The sequence below is a fragment of the Phytopseudomonas dryadis genome (assembly GCF_004327355.1).
Classification (GTDB): domain Bacteria; phylum Pseudomonadota; class Gammaproteobacteria; order Pseudomonadales; family Pseudomonadaceae; genus Aquipseudomonas; species Aquipseudomonas dryadis.
In genome coordinates this window covers 79,456-99,606 of sequence record NZ_QJUM01000001.1, presented here as the reverse complement: position 1 = coordinate 99,606, position 20,151 = coordinate 79,456, and the positions used below count along the sequence as shown (strand labels likewise).

At 64.0% G+C, this 20,151-nt stretch carries 18 protein-coding genes; 8 read left to right on the top strand and 10 right to left on the bottom strand.

Features of this window, described 5'->3' with window-relative positions:
* Positions 1–93 precede the first annotated feature (93 nt).
* Positions 94–1,095: a TRAP transporter substrate-binding protein gene (locus tag DNK34_RS00445; protein ID WP_131176511.1), complete on the top strand. Its 1,002-nt coding sequence runs from the start codon at positions 94–96 to the stop codon at positions 1,093–1,095.
* A 113-nt stretch (positions 1,096–1,208) separates the two neighbouring features.
* Here DNK34_RS00445 and cysG read toward each other — a convergent pair whose 3' ends face one another.
* The 7 genes from cysG to DNK34_RS00410 form a co-directional block, all read right to left on the bottom strand.
* A complete protein-coding gene (gene cysG / locus DNK34_RS00440; protein ID WP_131176510.1) occupies positions 1,209–2,606 on the bottom strand; it encodes a siroheme synthase CysG in 1,398 nt (465 codons plus the stop codon).
* A gap of 224 nt (positions 2,607–2,830) precedes the next feature.
* Positions 2,831–4,108, bottom strand: a complete 1,278-nt coding sequence (gene serS, locus DNK34_RS00435) for a serine--tRNA ligase (RefSeq protein WP_131176509.1) — start codon at positions 4,106–4,108, stop codon at positions 2,831–2,833.
* 16 nt (positions 4,109–4,124) lie between these two features.
* The gene (crcB, locus tag DNK34_RS00430) at positions 4,125–4,499 is read right to left on the bottom strand and encodes a fluoride efflux transporter CrcB (RefSeq protein ID WP_131176508.1); all 375 of its coding nucleotides are present in this window, start codon (positions 4,497–4,499) and stop codon (positions 4,125–4,127) included.
* The gene (locus tag DNK34_RS00425; protein ID WP_131176507.1) at positions 4,496–5,821 is read right to left on the bottom strand and encodes a replication-associated recombination protein A; all 1,326 of its coding nucleotides are present in this window, start codon (positions 5,819–5,821) and stop codon (positions 4,496–4,498) included. The genes crcB and DNK34_RS00425 overlap by 4 nt, the downstream gene beginning before the upstream one ends.
* Positions 5,822–5,828: 7 nt before the next feature.
* Positions 5,829–6,455, bottom strand: coding sequence for an outer membrane lipoprotein periplasmic chaperone LolA (gene lolA, locus DNK34_RS00420; RefSeq protein WP_131176506.1), 627 nt, complete (start codon positions 6,453–6,455; stop codon positions 5,829–5,831).
* Positions 6,456–6,474: 19 nt separating this feature from the next.
* Entirely contained in the window at positions 6,475–8,877 is a 2,403-nt protein-coding gene (ftsK, locus tag DNK34_RS00415; RefSeq protein WP_131176505.1) for a DNA translocase FtsK, read from the bottom strand.
* The gene (locus tag DNK34_RS00410; protein WP_131176504.1) at positions 8,864–9,055 is read right to left on the bottom strand and encodes a hypothetical protein; all 192 of its coding nucleotides are present in this window, start codon (positions 9,053–9,055) and stop codon (positions 8,864–8,866) included. The genes ftsK and DNK34_RS00410 overlap by 14 nt, the downstream gene beginning before the upstream one ends.
* 38 nt (positions 9,056–9,093) lie before the next feature.
* On the opposite strand from DNK34_RS00410, the gene trxB reads away from it, so the two are divergent.
* The 4 genes from trxB to infA all read left to right on the top strand — a co-directional run bounded on the left by trxB (position 9,094) and on the right by infA (position 11,951).
* Positions 9,094–10,044, top strand: coding sequence for a thioredoxin-disulfide reductase (trxB, locus tag DNK34_RS00405; RefSeq protein WP_131176503.1), 951 nt, complete (start codon positions 9,094–9,096; stop codon positions 10,042–10,044).
* 49 nt (positions 10,045–10,093) lie between these two features.
* The gene (gene aat, locus DNK34_RS00400; RefSeq protein ID WP_131176502.1) at positions 10,094–10,774 is read left to right on the top strand and encodes a leucyl/phenylalanyl-tRNA--protein transferase; all 681 of its coding nucleotides are present in this window, start codon (positions 10,094–10,096) and stop codon (positions 10,772–10,774) included.
* A 92-nt stretch (positions 10,775–10,866) separates the two neighbouring features.
* Positions 10,867–11,574, top strand: coding sequence for an arginyltransferase (locus DNK34_RS00395; RefSeq protein ID WP_131176501.1), 708 nt, complete (start codon positions 10,867–10,869; stop codon positions 11,572–11,574).
* Between the two features lie 158 nt (positions 11,575–11,732).
* Complete coding sequence (gene infA / locus DNK34_RS00390) at positions 11,733–11,951, top strand: translation initiation factor IF-1 (protein WP_002553999.1); 219 nt, start codon at positions 11,733–11,735, stop codon at positions 11,949–11,951.
* Positions 11,952–12,057: 106 nt separating this feature from the next.
* Here the strand turns inward: infA and clpA are convergent, their stop codons facing one another.
* Together clpA and clpS are read right to left on the bottom strand one after the other, a co-directional pair.
* Positions 12,058–14,328, bottom strand: a complete 2,271-nt coding sequence (gene clpA, locus DNK34_RS00385) for an ATP-dependent Clp protease ATP-binding subunit ClpA (RefSeq protein WP_131176500.1) — start codon at positions 14,326–14,328, stop codon at positions 12,058–12,060.
* 29 nt (positions 14,329–14,357) lie between these two features.
* Entirely contained in the window at positions 14,358–14,720 is a 363-nt protein-coding gene (clpS, locus tag DNK34_RS00380) for an ATP-dependent Clp protease adapter ClpS (RefSeq protein ID WP_131176499.1), read from the bottom strand.
* A gap of 219 nt (positions 14,721–14,939) precedes the next feature.
* On the opposite strand from clpS, the gene cspD reads away from it, so the two are divergent.
* A complete protein-coding gene (gene cspD, locus DNK34_RS00375) occupies positions 14,940–15,200 on the top strand; it encodes a cold shock domain-containing protein CspD (protein ID WP_131176498.1) in 261 nt (86 codons plus the stop codon).
* Positions 15,201–15,265: 65 nt separating this feature from the next.
* On the opposite strand, the gene icd is transcribed toward cspD, so the two are convergent.
* Entirely contained in the window at positions 15,266–16,522 is a 1,257-nt protein-coding gene (gene icd, locus DNK34_RS00370; RefSeq protein WP_131176497.1) for an NADP-dependent isocitrate dehydrogenase, read from the bottom strand.
* A gap of 552 nt (positions 16,523–17,074) precedes the next feature.
* On the opposite strand from icd, the gene DNK34_RS00365 reads away from it, so the two are divergent.
* Positions 17,075–19,303: an NADP-dependent isocitrate dehydrogenase gene (locus DNK34_RS00365; RefSeq protein WP_131176496.1), complete on the top strand. Its 2,229-nt coding sequence runs from the start codon at positions 17,075–17,077 to the stop codon at positions 19,301–19,303.
* 343 nt (positions 19,304–19,646) lie between these two features.
* A complete protein-coding gene (locus tag DNK34_RS00360) occupies positions 19,647–20,087 on the top strand; it encodes an NUDIX hydrolase (protein WP_131176495.1) in 441 nt (146 codons plus the stop codon).
* The last annotated feature ends 64 nt before the right edge of the window (positions 20,088–20,151 follow it).

Genomic DNA, 20,151 nt, shown 5'->3' with positions numbered 1-20,151 from the left:
ACCGCACTGACCGCACTGGTCACGACAAGAAGCACGGACGCACTGCCAACCGCGTCCGACCACAATAAAACCGATAACAATAAGGTCATTCGCATGTTCAAATCGATCGTCGTCGCGGCCGCCTGCGCCCTGGCGCTCGCCTCAACCGCTGGCCATGCCCAGGAAAGCCCGCTGCTGATCAAGCTCTCCCATGTCGTCACCGACGAGACGCCCAAGGGGCAAGGGGCGCTGCTGTTCAAGCGTCTCGTCGAAGAACGCCTGGCCGGCAAGGTCAAGGTCGAGGTCTATGCCAACTCATCGCTGTACGGCGATGCCGATGAACTGGAAGCCCTGCGCAACAACGAGGTCCAGTTGCTCGCACCGTCGCTGGCCAAGTTCGAGCAATACACCAAGCAGCTGCAGGTCTTCGATCTGCCGTTCATGTTCGACGATCTGGAGGCGGTCAACCGTTTTCAGAAACGCGCCAAAGGCCGCCAATTGCTGCGGGCCATGGAAGACCACAACATTGTCGGCCTGGCCTACTGGCATAACGGCATGAAGCAGATGTCGGCGACCAAGGCCCTGCGCTCGCCTGCCGATGCCGCCGGCCTGAGCTTCCGTATCCAGAACTCCGTGGTGCTCGAGGCGCAGTTCGCCCAACTGAACGCCACCCCGGTGAAGATGCCCTTCGCCGAGGTCTACAAAAGCCTGCAGAGTGGCCAGGTGCAAGGTGCCGAGAACCCCTGGTCGAACCTGTACAGCCAGAAGCTGCACGAAGTCCAGCCCTATATCACCGAGACCAACCATGGCGTGCTCGACTACATGCTGGTGAGCAACGCGCGCTTCTGGTACGGCATCCCGCACCAGGTTCGCATGGAGCTGGAAACGATCATCGATGAGGTCACCCATTCGGTGAACCGCCAGGCCGAAGCCGACAACCAGGAAGATCGCCGGCGTATCGAGGCCTCGGGCAAGAGCCAGGTCATCAGTCTCAGCGGCGAGCAGCGCGACGCCTGGCGCATGGCCATGCAGCCGGTATGGAAACAGTTCGAGAGCGTCATCGGCAGCGATGTGATGAAAGCGGCGCAGACGGTCAATCGCAAACGCCAGGACTGACCCCGCAAACGCTTATGAAGCCGTAGCCTGTGGTTGAGCGAAGCGATACCCAGGGCAGCTCCCGGGTATCGCTTCGCTCAACGCCGGGCTACAAGTTCACGGAAACAAGACGACTATCGAGCCGTCTGCTGGGCGCCTTCGAACCAGGCCAGCTTATCGCGCAACTGCACCACCTCGCCGACGATCACCAGCGTCGGCGCATGCACGTCATGCTGGGCGACCAGCTCCGGCAGGTTGGCCAGGGTGCCGGTGAACACCCGCTGATTGTCCGTGGTGCCCTGCTGGATCAGCGCCGCCGGCGTGCTGGCGGCGCGGCCATGGGCGATCAGTTGCCGGCAGATGATCGGCAGGCCGACCAGGCCCATGTAGAACACCAGGGTCTGGCTCGGGGCGATCAGCTCCGGCCAAGGCAGATCGCTGCTGCCATCCTTGAGGTGGCCGGTGACGAAACGCACCGACTGGGCGTGGTCACGGTGGGTCAGCGGAATACCGGCGTAGGCCGAGCAGCCGCTGGCGGCGGTGATGCCGGGCACGACCTGGAACGGGATGCCATGGGCTGCCAGTTGCTCAATCTCCTCGCCGCCACGGCCGAAGATGAACGGGTCGCCGCCCTTGAGCCGCAGCACCCGCTTGCCGACCTTGGCCAGATCGATCAGGCGCCGGTTGATCTGCTCCTGGGGCACGGCATGATCGGCGCGACGCTTGCCGACATAGATGCGCTCGGCATCGCGGCGGCACAACTCGATGATCGCCGGCGCGACCAGGCGGTCGTAGAGCACCACGTCGGCCTGCTGCATCAGGCGCAGGGCGCGGAAGGTCAGCAGGTCGGGGTCGCCGGGGCCGGCGCCGACCAGGTACACCTCTCCCAGCGCCTGCGGCGCGGCACCGCTGACCTTGTCCTCGAGCAGGCGCCGGGCCTCGCCCGGCTTGCCGGCGAACACGCTTTCGGCGATCGGCCCCTGGAACACCTCCTCCCAGAACACCCGCCGCTGCTGTACCTCGGGAAACAGCTGCTTGACCCGAGCGCGGAAGGTCTTCGCCAACCCGGCCAACTGGCCGTAGGTCGACGGGATCCAGGTTTCGATCCTGGCGCGGATCAGGCGCGCCAGCACCGGCGCATCGCCGCCGCTGCTGACCGCCACGATCAGTGGCGAGCGATCGACGATGGCCGGAAAGATCACGCTGCACAGCGCCGGCGCATCGACCACATTGACCGGAATGCCGAGTGCCTGCGCCTGTTCGGAAATCCGTGCATTGAGCGGCACGTCATCGGTGGCGGCGATGACCAGGGACACGCCCTGCAGATCATCGACCTGGTAGCCGCGCAGCAGCAACTGGCCCGCGCCCTGCTCCACCAGTTCTCGCAGTTCGGAACCCGCTTCGGGGGAAACCACGCGCAGCGTCGCGCCGGCATCGGCCAGCAGGCGCGCCTTGCGCAAGGCGATCTCGCCGCCGCCGATCACCAGTACGCGGCGATCCTGCAGTTTGTGGAACAGGGGAAGGAAATCCATACAGCAGCCTCAAGCTGCAAGCCACAAGCCGCAAGCGTATCCAGTCGCTCGCGGGATCGGACTTGCCGCTCCATTTCAGAAATTCTTACGTAGGGTGGATCGGGACGCGTAGCCGGCGCTTTTTCATCCACCATTGCGCGCTCCAGGTGGCGTCCACCCTACGTACTCCAGGCTTCAAGCCGCAAGCTCTTCTTGTCGCTTGCAGCTTGAGGCTTGCCGCTGCCCTAGATGACCTCGACGCCGCCCATGTAGGGCTTGAGCACCTCGGGCACGCGGATGCTGCCGTCGGCCTGCTGGTAGTTTTCCAGCACCGCCACCAGTGTGCGGCCCACCGCCAGGCCGGAGCCATTGAGGGTGTGCAGCAGTTCCGGCTTGCCGGTTTCCGGGTTGCGGTAGCGCGCCTGCATGCGCCGTGCCTGGAAATCGCCGCAGTTGGAACAGGAGGAAATCTCGCGGTACTTGTCCTGGCTCGGCACCCAGACTTCCAGGTCGTAGGTCTTGGTCGCGCTGAAGCCCATGTCACCGGTGCACAGCGCCAATACGCGATACGGCAGTTCGAGCAGTTGCAGCACCTTCTCGGCATGGCCGGTCAGTTCCTCCAGGGCCTCGAAGGACTTGCCCGGCTCGACCACGTGCACCATCTCGACCTTGTCGAACTGGTGCTGGCGGATCATGCCGCGGGTATCGCGGCCCGATGCGCCGGCTTCGCTGCGGAAGCACGGCGTATGGGCGACGAACTTCATCGGCAGTTGCCTGGCGTCGACGATTTCACCGGCGACGATGTTGGTCAGCGACACTTCGGCGGTGGGGATCAGGTAGAAGTCGGCCTCGCCTTCGCGGCTGATCTTGAACAGGTCTTCCTCGAACTTCGGCAGCTGGCCAGTGCCCTGCAATGCTGGTGCCTGTACCAGATAAGGCGTGTAGGCTTCCTCGTAACCATGCTCGGCGGTGTGCAGGTTGATCATGAACTGCGCCAGGGCGCGGTGCAGGCGCGCGATCGGGCCGCGCAGCAGGGCGAAACGGGCACCGGACAGCTTGGCGGCGGTTTCGAAATCCAGCCAGCCATGCCGCTCACCGAGGCTCACGTGATCCTGCACCGGGAAATCGAAGGTCTTCGGCGTGCCCCAGCGGCGCACTTCGACGTTGCCGTCCTCGTCGGTACCGACCGGCACCGAATCGTCCGGCAGGTTGGGAATGCTCAGCAGCAGGTTGTCCAGTTCGACCTGGATGGCGTCCAGTTCACGCTTGCCCTCTTCCAGGTCGCTGCCCATGCGGTCGACCTCGGCCAGCAACGGCGCGATGTCTTCGCCGCGCTGCTTGGCCTGGCCGATGGACTTGGATCGACTGTTGCGCTCTGCCTGCAATTGCTCGGTACGGGTCTGAACGGACTTGCGCTGAGCCTCGAGGGCTTCGACGCGGGTCACGTCCAGTTCATAGCCACGGGTGGCCAGACGCTGGGCAATTTCGTGCAGTTGGCTGCGCACCAGTTTGGAATCGAGCATTTCAGGTTCTCGTCGATCAGAGTTTGGTTAGCGAAAGGCCTGCCCAGGTGGCAAGCAGGCCGCCCAGCACACTCAGCGCCACATAGCCCAGGGCCAGTGGCGCCTGGCTGCTTTCCAGCAGGCGCAGGGTGTCCAGGGAAAATGAAGAAAACGTCGTGAAGCCGCCCAGTACACCGACGACCAACCCTGCGCGGATCGGCAGTGGCACCTCGGGGCGTAGCGCGAACAGGCCGTAGAGTACCCCGATCAGCAGGCAGCCGACGAGGTTCACCAGCAAGGTTGCCGTATAGAAATGCTGTGGCCAGTGGGCATTGACCCAGTTACCCGCGGCAAAACGCGCCAGGGTGCCGAGGGCGCCGCCAACGGCGACGGCGAAAAGGGTGACCATCATGGCTTTCTGCGCTGCCGCGGGCTGTTGGCGTCCTGGGCCGCCAGGTGAGCGAGCTTGTCGCGGATCTTCAGTTCCAGGCCGCGCGGCACCGGCTGGTAATAGATACGGGGCTCGATATCCTCGGGAAAGTAGTCTTCGCCGGCGGCATAGGCGTCCGGCTCGTCATGGGCGTAGCGGTATTCGTCGCCGTAGCCGAGCTGCTTCATCAGCTTGGTCGGCGCGTTGCGCAAGTGCAGCGGCACCTCGCGCGAGCCGTTCTCGGCGACATCGCGCACAGCGGCCTTGAAGGCGCTGTAGACCGCGTTGCTCTTCGGCGCACAGGCCAGGTAGACGATGGCCTGGGCCACGGCCAGCTCGCCTTCCGGGCTGCCCAGGCGCTCCTGCACGTCCCAGGCGTTCAGGCACAGGGTCAGCGCGCGGGGGTCGGCGTTGCCGATGTCCTCGCTGGCCATGCGCACCACCCGGCGGGCGATGTACAGCGGGTCGCAGCCGCCATCGAGCATGCGCGCGAACCAGTACAGCGCGCCGTCCGGGCTGGAACCGCGTACCGACTTGTGCAGCGCGGATATCTGGTCGTAGAAGGCCTCGCCGCCCTTGTCGAAGCGGCGCTGGGTGTCGCCGAGCAGGTCGCGCAGCAACTCGACGCTGATCGCGCTGCCGTCCTCGGCCAGATCCGCCGCGTTCTCGAGAAAGTTGAGAAAGCGCCGGCCGTCGCCATCGGCGGCGCTCATCAGCACCTGGAAGCTCTCGTCGGGCAGGCTCAGGTGGCGCTCGCCAAGGCCCTTGGGCTCGTTCAGGGCGCGGCCGACCAGCTTGCGCAGGGCCGCCTCGTCGAGGCTCTTGAGCACATAGACCCGTGCCCGCGAGAGCAAGGCGTTGTTCAGTTCGAACGAGGGGTTTTCCGTGGTCGCGCCGATGAAGATCAGGGTGCCGTCTTCGACGTAGGGCAGAAAGGCATCCTGCTGGGACTTGTTGAACCGGTGCACTTCGTCGACGAAGAGGATGGTGCGGCGGCCGTACTGCGCCGCGTGCTGCTGGGCGACTTCCACCGCCTGGCGGATCTCCTTGACCCCGGACAGCACCGCGGAGAGGGTCTCGAAATGGGCATCGGTGACCTGGGCCAGCAGGCGCGCCAGGGTGGTCTTGCCGACCCCGGGCGGGCCCCAGAAGATCATCGAGTGCAGCGCGCCCTGCTCCAGCGCCTCGCGCAACGGCTTGCCGCGGGCCAGCAGGTGTTCCTGACCGACGTACTCGTCCAGGCTGGTCGCTCTCAGGCGAGCGGCCAGGGGCTGGGCGACGGGCGCGTTGCGGAACAGATCCATCGATGCCCTACTCTTGGATGACGTCGGCGCCTTCGGGAATGTCGAAGCTGAACTGCTTGTCATCCAGGGCGTCGTTCATCTTCACGCTGAGGAACAGGATATTGGTGCGCTGGCCGATGCTGTCGATCAGTTGCATGTCGTTGAGCACGCCGCTGCGGAAGGACAGGCGCAGGCTGTCGAACAGGGTGTCCCTGGATTTCGGCTTGAGGATGAAGTCGACCACGCTGCCGCCTTCCTTGTAGCTGATCTCGAAGTTCTCGCGGATCTGCGACACATCGCCGGAGAGCAGCAGCGCCGGGGTGTGGGTCAGGCGCTGGTCGAGGGTCTGGATGGTCACCTGCTCGAGATCCGGGTCGTACAGCCAGACCTTTTCGCCATTGGAGACCAGCAACTGCTCCATCGGCTCGTCGGTGTGCCAGCGGAACAGCCCGGGGCGCTTGAGGGCCAGTTCGCCGGCGGTTTCCTGCAGCTGGGTGCCGCTGCCGTCCAGGGTCAGCTGGGAAAACCGCGCGGTGATGGTCTGCGCCTGGTTGAGCAGTTGGGTCAGGCGCTGCACGGCCGCCTCGTCATCGGCATGGGCGAACAGGCTGGTCACGCTCAGCGTGGCGAGCAACAACAGGCGAATCAGACGCATGGGAATCCTCTTTCAGGTATTAGTCGCGGCTCGGCCCGGGGGCTATCACTTCACGCGAACCATTGGTATTCATCGAGGTGACCACGCCAGCCATTTCCATGGCTTCGATCATGCGGGCGGCCCGGTTGTAGCCGATCTTCAGCTTGCGCTGCACCGCCGAGATGGACGCGCGGCGGCTTTCCAGCACGAAGTTCACCGCTTCGTCGTACAGCGGATCGTCCTCGCTGTCGTCGCCGCCCTCGCCGCTGCTGCCCTCGAAACCGCTACCGGCCTCTTCCACGCCGGCGAGGATGTCCTCGTTGTAATCCGGTGCGCCGCGCAGCTTCCAGGCCTCGACCACGCGGTGCACCTCCTCGTCGGAGACGAAGGCGCCATGCACGCGGATCGGCAGACTGGTACCCGGCGGCATGTACAGCATGTCGCCGTGGCCGAGCAGTTGCTCGGCACCGCCCTGGTCGATGATGGTGCGCGAATCGATCTTGCTCGACACCTGGAAGGCCATGCGGGTCGGGATGTTGGCCTTGATCAGGCCGGTGATCACGTCCACCGACGGCCGCTGGGTGGCGAGGATCAGGTGGATGCCCGCCGCCCGCGCCTTCTGCGCGATGCGCGCGATCAGTTCTTCGACCTTCTTGCCGACGATCATCATCATGTCGGCGAATTCGTCGACCACGACCACGATGGTCGGCAGCGGTTTGAGCAGCGGCGCCTCGTCCTCCATGCTCTCGCGCTTGTACAGCGGATCGGCGATCGGCGTGCCGTCTTCGATGGCGTCCTTGATCTTGCGGTTGAAGCCCGCCAGGTTGCGCACGCCCATCTTCGACATCAGCTTGTAGCGGCGCTCCATCTCGGCGACGCTCCAGCGCAGGGCGTTGGCCGCTTCCTTCATGTCGGTGACCACCGGGCACAGCAGGTGCGGAATGCCTTCGTAGATCGACAGCTCGAGCATTTTCGGGTCGATCATGATCAGCTTGGCGTCTTCCGGGCTGGACTTGAACAGAATCGACAGGATCATCGCGTTCACGCCCACCGACTTGCCCGAGCCGGTGGTACCGGCGACCAGCAGGTGCGGCATCTTGGCCAGGTCGGTGATCACCGGCTTGCCGCCGATATCGTGGCCCAGGGCCAGAGTCACCGGCGATTTGGCTTCGTCGTATTCGCTCGACGACAGCACTTCGGAGAAGCGCACGATCTGCCGGTCTTCGTTGGGAATCTCGATGCCCACGGTGGTCTTGCCCGGAATCACCTCGACCACCCGCACGCTGGTCACCGCCAGCGAGCGCGCCAGATCCTTGGCCAGGTTGGCGATGCGGCTGACCTTGACGCCGGCGGCCGGCTGGATCTCGTAACGGGTGATCACCGGGCCGGGATGGATCGAGTCGACCGACACCTCGACCCCGAACTCCTTGAGCTTGATCTCCAGCAGATGGCCGACACCGGCCAGCGATTCGGGCGAATAGGCGACTTTCTTCGCTTCCGCCGGGTCGAGAATGGAAATCGGCGGCAGGGTGCCCTCCACGGCGCTGTCGACGAACAGCGGCACCTGTTTCTCCTTCTGCACACGCTTGCTCGGCTCCACCGACCTGGGCGCGGCAGGCGGTGTGATCACCGGCGCAGGCCGGCTCTCGCGCTCGCTCATGTGCTTGCTCAGCGCCTGTTCGCGTTCTATCAGGCGCTCCTTGACCTTGGCCTGCTCGCGGCGATCGCGCACCACCGGTGCGGCGACTTCGTTGACCCGATCATCCACCTCGCGCAGTTGCGCGACCAGTTGCTTGCGCTCCAGGCGGGCATTCCACCAGCGGTTGACCAGGCTCTGCATCAGTTCGAGCAGATCCAGGGTGATCTTGCCGGTCAGGTCCATGACCTTGAACCAGGACAGGTCGGTGAACACCGTCAGGCCGAACAGGAACAGGGCGATGAACACCAGGGTACTGCCCTGCACGTTCAGCGCGGCGACCGCCAGTTGCCCCAGGCTCTCGCCCAGTGCGCCACCGGCCGAGGCCGGCATGCCGGTGCCGGCATGGAAATGGATGTAGGCCAGCGCGGCCCCCGACAGGACCAGGAACACCAGGCCGATCAGGCGCCAGGAAAACAGCCAGCCGCTCCAGTGCCAGGGCTCGTGGCGGGCCCGGAACACCTGCAGGGCCTTGAGCCCCAGCAGCAGCGGGAACAGGTAGGCGAAATAGCCGAGGGCCATGAACAGCACATCGGCGAACCAGGCGCCGGCACGCCCGGCGGCATTGTGCACCTGCTCGACGTTGCTGGTGTGGGTCCAGCCCGGGTCGGCCGGGTCATAGGTGAGCAGCGCCATCCACAGGTACAGGCACAGGGCGCCGAGGGCGATCAGCGCGCCTTCCTTGAGCCGGGAGGGCAATTGCTGGCGCCAGGCCGGCGCCGGTGCTGTAGAGCTAGAGTTCTTCAAAACGCATCTGTTCCTGCGCCCATGGCGCGCCGAATGATCGGTTGAGGGCGAAAACGTCGATATTGTACGCCATGCCGGGGCAGCCATGGGAAGCGCTCTGCTTGGCCGGCTCCCGCTTGTCCCGTGCTTCGGTGTAGCATATCGGCCACTGTTCCTGCGTGCGGCTCAATTTGAGCATGCATTCTCTTTTGTGACAAAGGCTTATGAGGTGTTTTTATGAGCGAAGTCAAGCATTCCCGCCTGATCATCCTGGGCTCCGGCCCTGCCGGTTACAGCGCCGCCGTCTATGCCGCTCGCGCCAACCTGAAGCCTGTCATCATCACCGGCATCCAGCCCGGCGGCCAACTCACCACCACCACAGAAGTGGACAACTGGCCCGGTGACGTCGAGGGGCTGACCGGCCCGGCCCTGATGGAACGCATGCAGAAACACGCCGAGCGTTTCGAAACCGAGATCATCTACGACCATATCCACACCGCGGAGTTGCAGCGCCGTCCCTTCACCCTCAAGGGCGACAGCGGCACCTACAGCTGCGATGCGCTGATCATCGCCACGGGCGCCTCGGCGCAATACCTCGGCCTGCCGTCCGAAGACGCCTTCGCCGGCAAGGGCGTTTCCGCCTGCGCCACCTGCGACGGCTTCTTTTACCGCAACCAGGTGGTGGCGGTGATCGGCGGCGGCAACACGGCGGTCGAAGAAGCCCTGTACCTGTCCAACATCGCCCGGGAAGTGCACCTGATCCATCGCCGCGACAAGCTGCGCTCGGAGAAGATCCTGCAGGACAAACTGTTCGAGAAAGCGGCCAACGGCAACGTCCGCCTGCACTGGAACCACACCCTGGAAGAAGTGCTGGGCGACGCTAGCGGGGTGACCGGCGCCCGCCTGCGCAACACCCTGGACAACAGCAGCGTCGACCTGCCCCTGGCCGGAGTGTTCATCGCCATCGGTCACAAGCCCAACACCGACCTGTTCCAGGGCCAGCTGGAAATGCGTGATGGCTATCTGCTGGTCAAGGGCGGCAACGAAGGCAATGCCACCGCCACCAGCATCGAGGGCGTCTTCGCCGCGGGTGACGTGGCCGATCACGTCTACCGCCAGGCCATCACCTCGGCCGGCGCCGGCTGCATGGCGGCACTGGACGTCGAGAAGTTCCTCGACGACATCTGATCGACTCCGGGCGGGGTCCGTCCCGCCCTCCCCTGCCGCGGTTCCGCCCATGCTGACCTGGTTGCAACGCGATTCGCTGACCTTTCCGCCGCTCGACAAGGCGCTGCGCGAGCCCAACGGCCTGCTCGCCGCCGGTGGCGACCTGCGCGCCGAACGCCTGGTCCAGGCCTACCGGCATGGCTGCTTTCCCTGGTACCAGGACGGCCAGCCGATCCTCTGGTGGTCGCCCGATCCGCGCACCGTGCTGCTGCCGGGCGAATTGCACGTATCGCGCAGCCTGCGCAAGGTGCTGCGCCAGGGGCACTACCGAACGACCTTCGACACGGCCTTCGTCGAGGTCATCCAGGCCTGTGCGGCGCCGCGCGACTATGCCGACGGCACCTGGATCACCACGCCGATGCAGCAGGCCTATATCGAACTGCACCGACGCGGCATCGCCCACAGCGTCGAGGTCTGGCAGCAGGAGCGCCTGGTTGGCGGGCTCTACGGCCTGGCCATGGGCAGGCTGTTCTTCGGTGAGTCGATGTTCAGCCGCGCCGACAATGCCTCCAAGGTCGGCTTCGTGACCCTGGTCGAGCACCTGGCGCGCTGGGGCTTCGAGCTCATCGACTGCCAGATGCCCACCCAGCACCTGCACAGCTTCGGCGCCCGCCCGATCCCGCGCGACGAGTTCGCCGGATACCTGCAACGCTTCCTGGATCGGCCCAGCCAGGCGGATTGGCAGAGCTGACACCCACTCCGGGCTCACCGCCGCGACAGGTCGCCTAGTCGATCTCGGCAGCCTGGCATACACTGAGCGAAGGCTTACCCCGGGAGTCGATCATGACCGAGCTGGCTCGCCTGAAGTTCTACGCCACGCAGCCCCATCCCTGCAGCTATCTGCCCGACGAACAGGCCACCACCCTGTTTCTCGACCCTAGCCAGCCCATGGATGCGCAGGTTTACGCCGAGCTGTCGGAAATGGGCTTCCGGCGCAGTGGCGACCACCTCTACCGCCCGCATTGCCAGCGTTGCAATGCCTGCGTGCCTGCGCGCATCCCGGCCCGCCAGTTCAGCCCCAACCGTCAGCAGCGGCGCATCCTCGCGCGCAACCAGTCGATCCAGGTGCGTGCGGTCAAGCCAGTCTTCAGCGAAGAGTATTACGCCCTCTACGTCCGCTACATCGAGCAACGCCACGCCGATGGCGACATGTACCCGCCAAGCCGCGAGCAGTTCTCCACCTTTCTGGTGCGCGATCTGCCGTTCGCCCGCTTCTACGAATTCCGCGAGCAGGATCGGCTGCTGGCCATTGCCGTGACCGACGTGCTGCCCAACGGCCTGTCGGCGGTCTACACCTTCTACGAACCGGAAGAGGAGCGGCGCAGCCTGGGCCGCTTCGCCATCCTCTGGCAGATCGGCGAAGCGCTCAGGCTGGACCTGCAGGCGGTCTATCTGGGCTACTGGATCAAGAACTGCCGGAAAATGAATTACAAGACGCAATACCGCCCCATCGAGCTGTTCGTCAATCAGCGCTGGGTCATGCTGACCTGAAGCCCCAGGGCCTGTTGCTCCTCAGCCCGCCCCTTCGGCTTGCGCCGAAACAGGAACAGACCCTTGGCGTCAACCCCGATTTTCGGGCACAATGCACGCCGCTTTTGCCTGGGGCCAGTTGCGCCGGGCCATTCATTGGATACCGAGGGCTTTACTGCATGTCGAAAGAAGACAGCTTCGAAATGGAAGGCACTGTCGTCGACACCCTGCCCAACACCATGTTTCGCGTGGAGTTGGAAAACGGGCACGTCGTTACCGCGCACATCTCCGGAAAGATGCGCAAGAACTACATCCGCATTCTGACTGGCGACAAGGTTCGCGTAGAGCTGACGCCTTACGACCTGAGCAAGGGTCGCATCACCTACCGCGCCCGCTGACAGGCAGGAAAGGCAGCGCCTTTCCCGACCTGCCCAGCGCCAACGCAAACGCCCGGCTCGTGCCGGGCGTTTGCGTATCTGCATGGGCGCCTTACGGCGCCCGGCTTCAGGCCATTTCCGCCGTGGTTTCGAAGTCGAACGTCAGTTCGCCGTCTTCGATGTCCACATGCACGGTGCCGCCATGCTCGGAAAGCTCACCAAACAGGATTTCCTCGGCCAGCGGCCGCTTGATGCGATCCTGGATCAGGCGCGACATCGGCCGCGCGCCCATCTGCACGTCGTAGCCCTGCTCCGCCAGCCAGTCGCGTGCGGCGTCGCTGACCTCGAGCATGACGCGCTTGTCCTCGAGCTGCGCCTGCAGCTCGGTGAGGAACTTGTCGACGATGCTCTTGATCACGTCGTGGCTCAGGCGACCGAACTGGATGATGGTGTCCAGACGATTGCGGAACTCGGGCGTGAAGCTCTTCTTGATCACTTCCATGGCATCGGAAGAATGATCCTGATAGGTGAAGCCGATGGACGCCCGGGCCGCGGTCTCGGCGCCGGCATTGGTGGTCATGATCAGGATGACGTTGCGGAAGTCCGCCTTGCGCCCGTTGTTGTCGGTCAGGGTGCCGTGGTCCATGACCTGCAGCAGCAGGTTGAAGACTTCCGGGTGGGCCTTCTCGATCTCGTCGAGCAGCAGCACGCAATGCGGTTGCTTGGTGATGGCCTCGGTGAGCAGGCCGCCCTGGTCGAAGCCGACATAGCCCGGCGGCGCACCGATCAGGCGTGACACAGTGTGCCGCTCCATGTACTCGGACATGTCGAAGCGCACCAGTTCCACCCCCAGGGCCTTGGACAACTGACGTGCCGCCTCGGTCTTGCCGACCCCCGTGGGCCCGGCGAAGAGGAACGAACCCACTGGCTTGTCCGGCGCCTTGAGGCCGGCACGGGACAGCTTGATGGCGGTCGCCAGGGAGTCGATGGCGGCGTCCTGGCCGAACACGGTCAGCTTGAGATCGCGCTCCAGGTTGCGCAGCAGTTCCTTGTCGGAGCTGCTGACGTGTTTTGGCGGGATGCGCGCGATCTTGGCGACGATGTCCTCGACCTGGGCCACGTCGATGCATTTGACGCGCTTTTCCTCGGGCTGCAGACGCTGGTAGGCGCCGGCCTCGTCGATGACGTCGATGGCCTTGTCCGGCATATGGCGGTCGTTGATGTAGCGCGAGGCCAGTTCGGCGGCGGCACGCAGCGCCTCATCCGTGTATTCGATGCCATGGTGCTGCTCGAAACGCCCCTTGAGGCCCTTGAGGATGCCGATGGTGTCGTCGACCGAGGGCTCCGTGACATCGACCTTCTGGAAGCGCCGCGCCAGGGCGCGATCCTTCTCGAAGATGCCGCGGAACTCCTGGAAGGTGGTCGAGCCGATGCAACGGATTTCGCCCGAGGACAACGCCGGCTTGAGCAGGTTGGAGGCATCCATGACCCCGCCCGACGCAGCGCCGGCACCGATGATGGTGTGGATCTCGTCGATGAACAGGATGGCATGGGGCCGCTTGCGCAGCTCGGTGAGCAACGCCTTGAGGCGTTTCTCGAAGTCGCCGCGGTATTTGGTACCGGCCAGCAAGGCGCCGAGATCCAGGGAATAGACCACGCTGTCGGCCAGCAGGTCGGGCACCTGGTTGTCGACGATACGCTTGGCCAGGCCCTCGGCGATGGCGGTCTTGCCGACGCCGGCCTCGCCGACCAGCAGCGGGTTGTTCTTGCGCCGCCGGGCGAGGATCTGGGCAACGCGCTCGACCTCGTGCTCGCGCCCGACCAGCGGGTCGATACGGCCCTGGCGCGCCTGTTCGTTCAGGTTGCTGGCATAGGCATCCAGCGGGTTGCCGGAGGTCGAGGATTCGCCCCCCTCCTCATCCTGCATTTCCTGTTCGGTTTCCGCCTGACCGGCCTGGCCCGGCACCTTGGAAATGCCGTGGGCAATGAAATTGACCACGTCGATGCGCGCCACGCTCTGCTGCTTGAGCAAGAACACCGCCTGGCTCTCCTGCTCGCTGAAGATCGCCACCAGCACGTTGGCCCCGGTCACCTCGCGCTTGCCGGAACTCTGCACGTGGAACACCGCACGCTGCAGCACCCGCTGGAAGCCGAGGGTCGGCTGGGTTTCGCGCTCTTCGTCGTGCTGGGGAATCAGCGGTGTGGTGGAGTCGATGAACTCCTGCAGATCGTTGCGCAACTTGTCGAGGTTGGCGCCGCAGGCGCGCAACACGCTGGCCGCGGCTTCATTATCCAATAGAGCCAGCAGGAGGTGCTCAACCGTCATGAATTCATGACGCTTGGTACGAGCCTCCTTGAAGGCCAGATTGAGGGTGACTTCGAGCTCTCGATTTAACATAGCTTCACCTCATGCCCAAGTGGCCGGCGCTAACCGTCCTTCTCGATCTCACAGAGTAATGGATGCTGGCTTTCTCTCGCGTACTGGTTGACCTGCGTAGCCTTGGTCTCGGCGATGTCGCGGGTGTACAGCCCGCATACGGCGCGACCTTCGGTATGGACGGTCAACATGATCCTGGTCGCCACCTCGCGGTTGAGATTGAAAAACATCTCGAGCACCTCGACCACGAAATCCATCGGGGTGTAGTCGTCATTGAATAAGACCACCTTGTAGAGCGGAGGTGCCTGAAGTATCGGCTTGGATTCCTCCACGGCAAGCCCTGAGGAGTCATCCTCATGCGGTGCCGGTCGATCCTGATTGAATGTTAGTCGAATCTGGCTACTTGCATGCATGCTGGAATAAAGGTTCTTGGCTGAGTGGATGGGGATACTGAGTCTGACCCGTTTATCGCTGCTTCGTGCGCCGCCTTGACTATCGGCAAAAGGGTGTTACAACCAAAGGATACCCGCACGGGGTGAAAGGGCTTGCGCTCAGACGAATCGATCGCGGTGAGCGTGGAATCTAAGTGGATGATACTCCAGCGATGGAGTCCTTTGCAGAGGGATATCAGTATGCTAAGTGGTAAGGTCAAGTGGTTCAACAACGCCAAGGGCTATGGATTCATCCTGGCCGACGGCCGAGATGAGGACCTGTTCGCCCATTACTCGGCTATCCAGATGGACGGGTACAAGACCCTGAAAGCCGGGCAGGCCGTCAGCTTCGATATTATTCAAGGCCCCAAGGGGCTGCATGCGGTGAATATCAGTGCGGCCCAGGCCGAGACTGCCGCCCCTGCGACCGTCAGAACCCGGGGGGAAACCGTCGAGGCCTGACACACTCCGCTGAACCCAGGAAGCCGGTCGCGAGACCGGCTTTTTCGTTTTCGTTCCGGCAACGCTCACATGTGCGAGATCAGCGCATCGCCGAAGGCCGAGCAGGAGAGTAGCGTGGCGCCGTCCATCAGGCGCTCGAAGTCGTAGGTCACGGTTTTTGCCGAAATGGCGCCGTTGGTGCCCTTGATGATCAGGTCGGCGGCCTCCAGCCAGCCCATGTGACGCAGCATCATCTCCGCCGACAGGATCACCGACCCCGGATTGACCTGATCCTTGCCCGCGTATTTCGGCGCGGTGCCGTGGGTCGCCTCGAACATCGCCACGCTATCGGACAGGTTGGCCCCCGGCGCGATACCGATACCGCCCACCTCGGCGGCCAGGGCATCGGAAAGGTAGTCGCCGTTGAGGTTCAGCGTGGCGATGACGTCGTATTCGGCCGGACGCAGCAGGATCTGCTGGAGCATGGCGTCGGCGATGGCGTCCTTGACGATGACCTGCTTACCGCTCCTGGGGTTGCTGAACTGCATCCAAGGCCCGCCATCGAGCAGTTGGGCGCCGAATTCATCCCGGGCGATCTCGTAGCCCCACTCCTTGAAGGCGCCCTCGGTGAACTTCATGATGTTGCCCTTGTGCACCAGGGTCAGCGAATCCCGGTCGTTGTCCACCACGTACTGCAGCGCCTTGCGCACTAGGCGCTGCGTACCCTCCCTGGAAACCGGCTTGATCCCGATGCCGCAGTCCTGGTCGAAGCGGATCTTGGTCACGCCCATCTCCTCCTTGAGGAACCTGATGACCTTGGTCGCCTCCGGCGAGCCGGCCTTCCATTCGATACCGGCGTAAATGTCTTCGGAATTCTCGCGAAAGATGGTCATGTCGACATCGCCCGGCTTCTTCACCGGGCTGGGCACGCCCTCGAACCAGCGCACCGGACGCAGGCAGACATACAGGTCGAGCTCCTGGCGCAGCGCCACGTTGAGCGAGCGGATGCCGCCACCGACCGGCGTGGTCAGCGGCCCCTTGATCGAGACCACGTAATCACGCACCGCCTCGAGCGTTTCCTTGGGCAGCCAGGTGTCCTGGTCGTAGACCTGGGTGGCCTTTTCGCCGGCGTAGACCTCCATCCAGGAAATCTTGCGCTTGCCGCCATAGGCCTTGTGCACGGCCGCATCGACGACCTTGATCATGACCGGACTGATGTCCACGCCGATGCCATCGCCTTCGATGTAGGGGATGATCGGATTGTCGGGTACGTTGAGGGACATGTCGGCATTGACGGTGATTTTTTCGCCGGTCGCTGGCACCTGGATCTTGTGATAGCCCATGCTTGACTCCGCTCTCGAAATGGTTGGCGTCCTGATACGCCCCGGCGTATCGAGGAAAAGATTAGCAGGGCACGCCGAGTCCGCCCGATGGCGCCACCGTCGGCGTCCCGCCGCGCCGGGCAACGGATGGCGGCAGACCATCGTCGTATTGACGGGCGGATAGCTGTAAACAGTGGCCCGGCCATGCCTGCGAGAGCCAGCGGGAAACCGCGAAAACGGTGCAGATGGCCCCGAAAATCATGCATTTGACCGGATGAATGGCCATTCGGCGTTATTGACGGAGCAACTTGATGAATGCCACAGGCCGTTGGTTTGGTATACTTGGCGCTGACTGAGTAGTCATAAAGGCGCATTGGTCTGCAACGAGACTTCCAGTGCCCGTCGAGTCGACCTTTCGAGGCGATCCGCTACCGCCACCAGTCGACCGCGACACTCAACATCATCGAGATGGAACTTCGAATTCACACTCATTGATGCCCGCGGGAAGGCCGTTCGCCTTCTCCCTCCGCGTCAGGTTTTGTGCAAGTTCAGCAAAAGAGAGTTAAATCAACCATGACCACACGCTCGAAGATTATCTACACCTTCACTGACGAAGCCCCCGCACTTGCGACCTACTCCCTGCTTCCGATCATCAAGGCCTTCACCGCCTCCTCGGACATCGCCGTCGAAACCCGCGATATCTCCCTGGCCGGCCGGATCCTGGCAAGCTTCCCCGAATCCCTGAGCGACGCTCAGAAGCAGTCCGACCACCTGGCCGAACTGGGCAACCTGGCGACCACGCCGGAAGCCAACATCGTCAAGCTCCCCAACATCAGCGCATCGGTTCCGCAACTGAAAGCCGCGATCAAGGAGCTGCAGGAAAAGGGCTACGCCCTGCCCGACTACCCGGAAACGGCCGACAGCGAGTCGGCCCGTGAGATCCGCAGCCGTTACGACAAGATCAAGGGCAGCGCCGTGAACCCGGTACTGCGCGAAGGCAACTCCGATCGCCGCGCGCCGCTGTCGGTGAAGAACTACGCCAAGAAACACCCGCACAAGATGGGCGCCTGGAGCGCCGACTCCAAATCCCACGTCGCCCACATGAACAGTGGCGACTTCTACGGCAGCGAGAAAGCCACGCTGATCGACGCCGATGGCAGCGTGAAGATCGAGCTGATCGCCGCGGACGGCAGCAGCACCGTTCTGAAAGAAAAAACCGCCGTGCTGGCTGGCGAGATCCTCGACTGCTCGGTGATGAGCACCAAGGCGCTGCGCCGCTTCATCGCCGCCGAGATCGAAGACGCCAAGAAACAGGGCGTGCTGCTGTCGGTGCACCTGAAAGCCACCATGATGAAGGTCTCCGACCCGATCATGTTCGGCCAGATCGTCGCCGAGTACTACAAGGCCGCCCTCGACAAGCACGCCAGCGTGCTGCAGGAGGTCGGCTTCAACCTGAACAACGGCATCGGCGACCTGTACGCCCGCATCAAGAGCCTGCCGGCCGACAAGCAGGCCGAGATCGAAGCCGACATCCAGGCCGTGTACGCCGAGCGCGCACCGCTGGCCATGGTCAACTCCGACAAGGGCATCACCAACCTGCACGTGCCGAGCGACGTCATCGTCGACGCCTCGATGCCGGCCATGATCCGCGACTCGGGCAAGATGTGGGGCGCCGACGGCCAACTGCACGACACCAAGGCGGTGATTCCGGATCGCTGCTACGCCGGCATCTACCAGGCCACCATCGACGACTGCAAGCAGCACGGCGCCTTCGACCCGACCACCATGGGCAGCGTGGCCAACGTCGGCCTGATGGCGCAGAAGGCCGAAGAGTACGGCTCCCACGACAAGACCTTCCAGATCCAGGCCGACGGCGTGGTGCGCGTGACCGACGGCAAAGGCCAGTTGCTGATGCAGCAGGACGTCGAGGCCGGCGACATCTGGCGCATGTGCCAGACCAAGGACGCGCCGATCCAGGACTGGGTCAAGCTGGCCGTCAACCGCGCTCGCGCCAGCGCCACCCCGGCGGTGTTCTGGCTGGATCCGGCCCGCGCCCACGACGGCGTGATGATCGAGAAGGTGCAACGCTACCTGAAGGATCACGACACCTCGGGCCTGGACATCCGCATCCTCTCCCCGGTCGACGCCATTCGCTTCTCCCTGGCCCGCATCCGCGAAGGCAAGGACACCATCTCGGTGACCGGCAACGTGCTGCGCGACTACCTGACCGACCTGTTTCCGATCATGGAGCTGGGCACCAGTGCCAAGATGCTCTCGATCGTACCGCTGATGAGCGGCGGCGGCCTGTTCGAAACCGGCGCCGGCGGCTCGGCGCCCAAGCACGTGCAGCAACTGGTCGAGGAAAACTTCCTGCGCTGGGATTCGCTCGGTGAGTTCCTCGCCCTGGCGGCCTCCCTCGAGCACCTGGGCAATGCCTATGGCAACCCCAAGGCCCTGGTGCTGAGCAAGACCCTGGATGCGGCCACCGGCCAGTTCCTCGACAGCGACAAGTCGCCGGCGCGCAAGGTCGGCGGCATCGACAACCGCGGCAGCCACTTCTATCTGACGCTGTATTGGGCCCAGGCCCTGGCAGCACAGAACGAAGACGCCGCCCTGCAGGCGCAATTCGCGCCACTGGCCAAGGCCCTGGCCGACAACGAAGCGAAAATCGTTGCCGAGCTGGGCGCGATACAGGGCAAGCCGGCGGATATCGGCGGTTACTACCATCCCGACCCGGAGCTGACCAGCAAGGTCATGCGCCCCAGCGAGACCTTCAACGCCGCCCTGGCGACACTGGCCTGAGCTGAACAGCTGAGGTAATCCGACGACCCCGGCCCTGTGCCGGGGTCGTCGTTTCTGACGATGCAGCCGTCTTGCTCCTTGCGTTCGCAGTCTGGGTTCGCACGTAGGAGCGTCGACCCCGGCGCGATGCGATGGCGGCCATACTGCAGAAGTCGCGGTATGGTCACGATTCGCCGCGAGGTCGCGGCTCCTACACGAGTCTGGCAATTCTGCGCTTATTGTTGAATCCCGCAGGATCGGTGGCAACCCATCAATTGCCGGTGGGTCAGCACCTAGGCGGCCCAGCTCTATCCTGCAGGCCAATATAAATCAGTGGGTTACCCGATATTCCTGAGAGAACTCTATGGACTGGTACGCACATGTCACCGTCGCGACCCTGGTGGAACATCAGGGGCGCTTTCTGTTCGTCGAGGAACTCGAGGGCGGCCGCCTGGTGCTCAACCAGCCTGCCGGACACCTGGAGGCCGGGGAAAGCCTGCGCCAGGCCGCGCTACGCGAAACCCTCGAAGAAACCGGCTGCGACGTCGAGCTGACCGGGGTCACCGGCATCTACCTCTATACCGCGCCCAGCAATGGCGTGACCTACCAGCGTGTCTGCTTCACCGCCAGCCTGCTGCGGCATCACCCACAGCGCGCGCTGGACGAGGACATCGTCGGTATCCACTGGCTGAGCCGCGACGAACTGCGGGCCCAGGCCGGGCGCCTGCGCAGCGAGCTGGTGCTGCGCTGCCTGGACGACTACCTGCGCGGCGAGCGCTTTCCCCTCGCCCTGATCCGCGAATGAGCGCAGCGCCAGGCCCGGATCGCGCCAGCCCCCTCATCCTGCTAGAATCCCGTCCCTTTGAAGC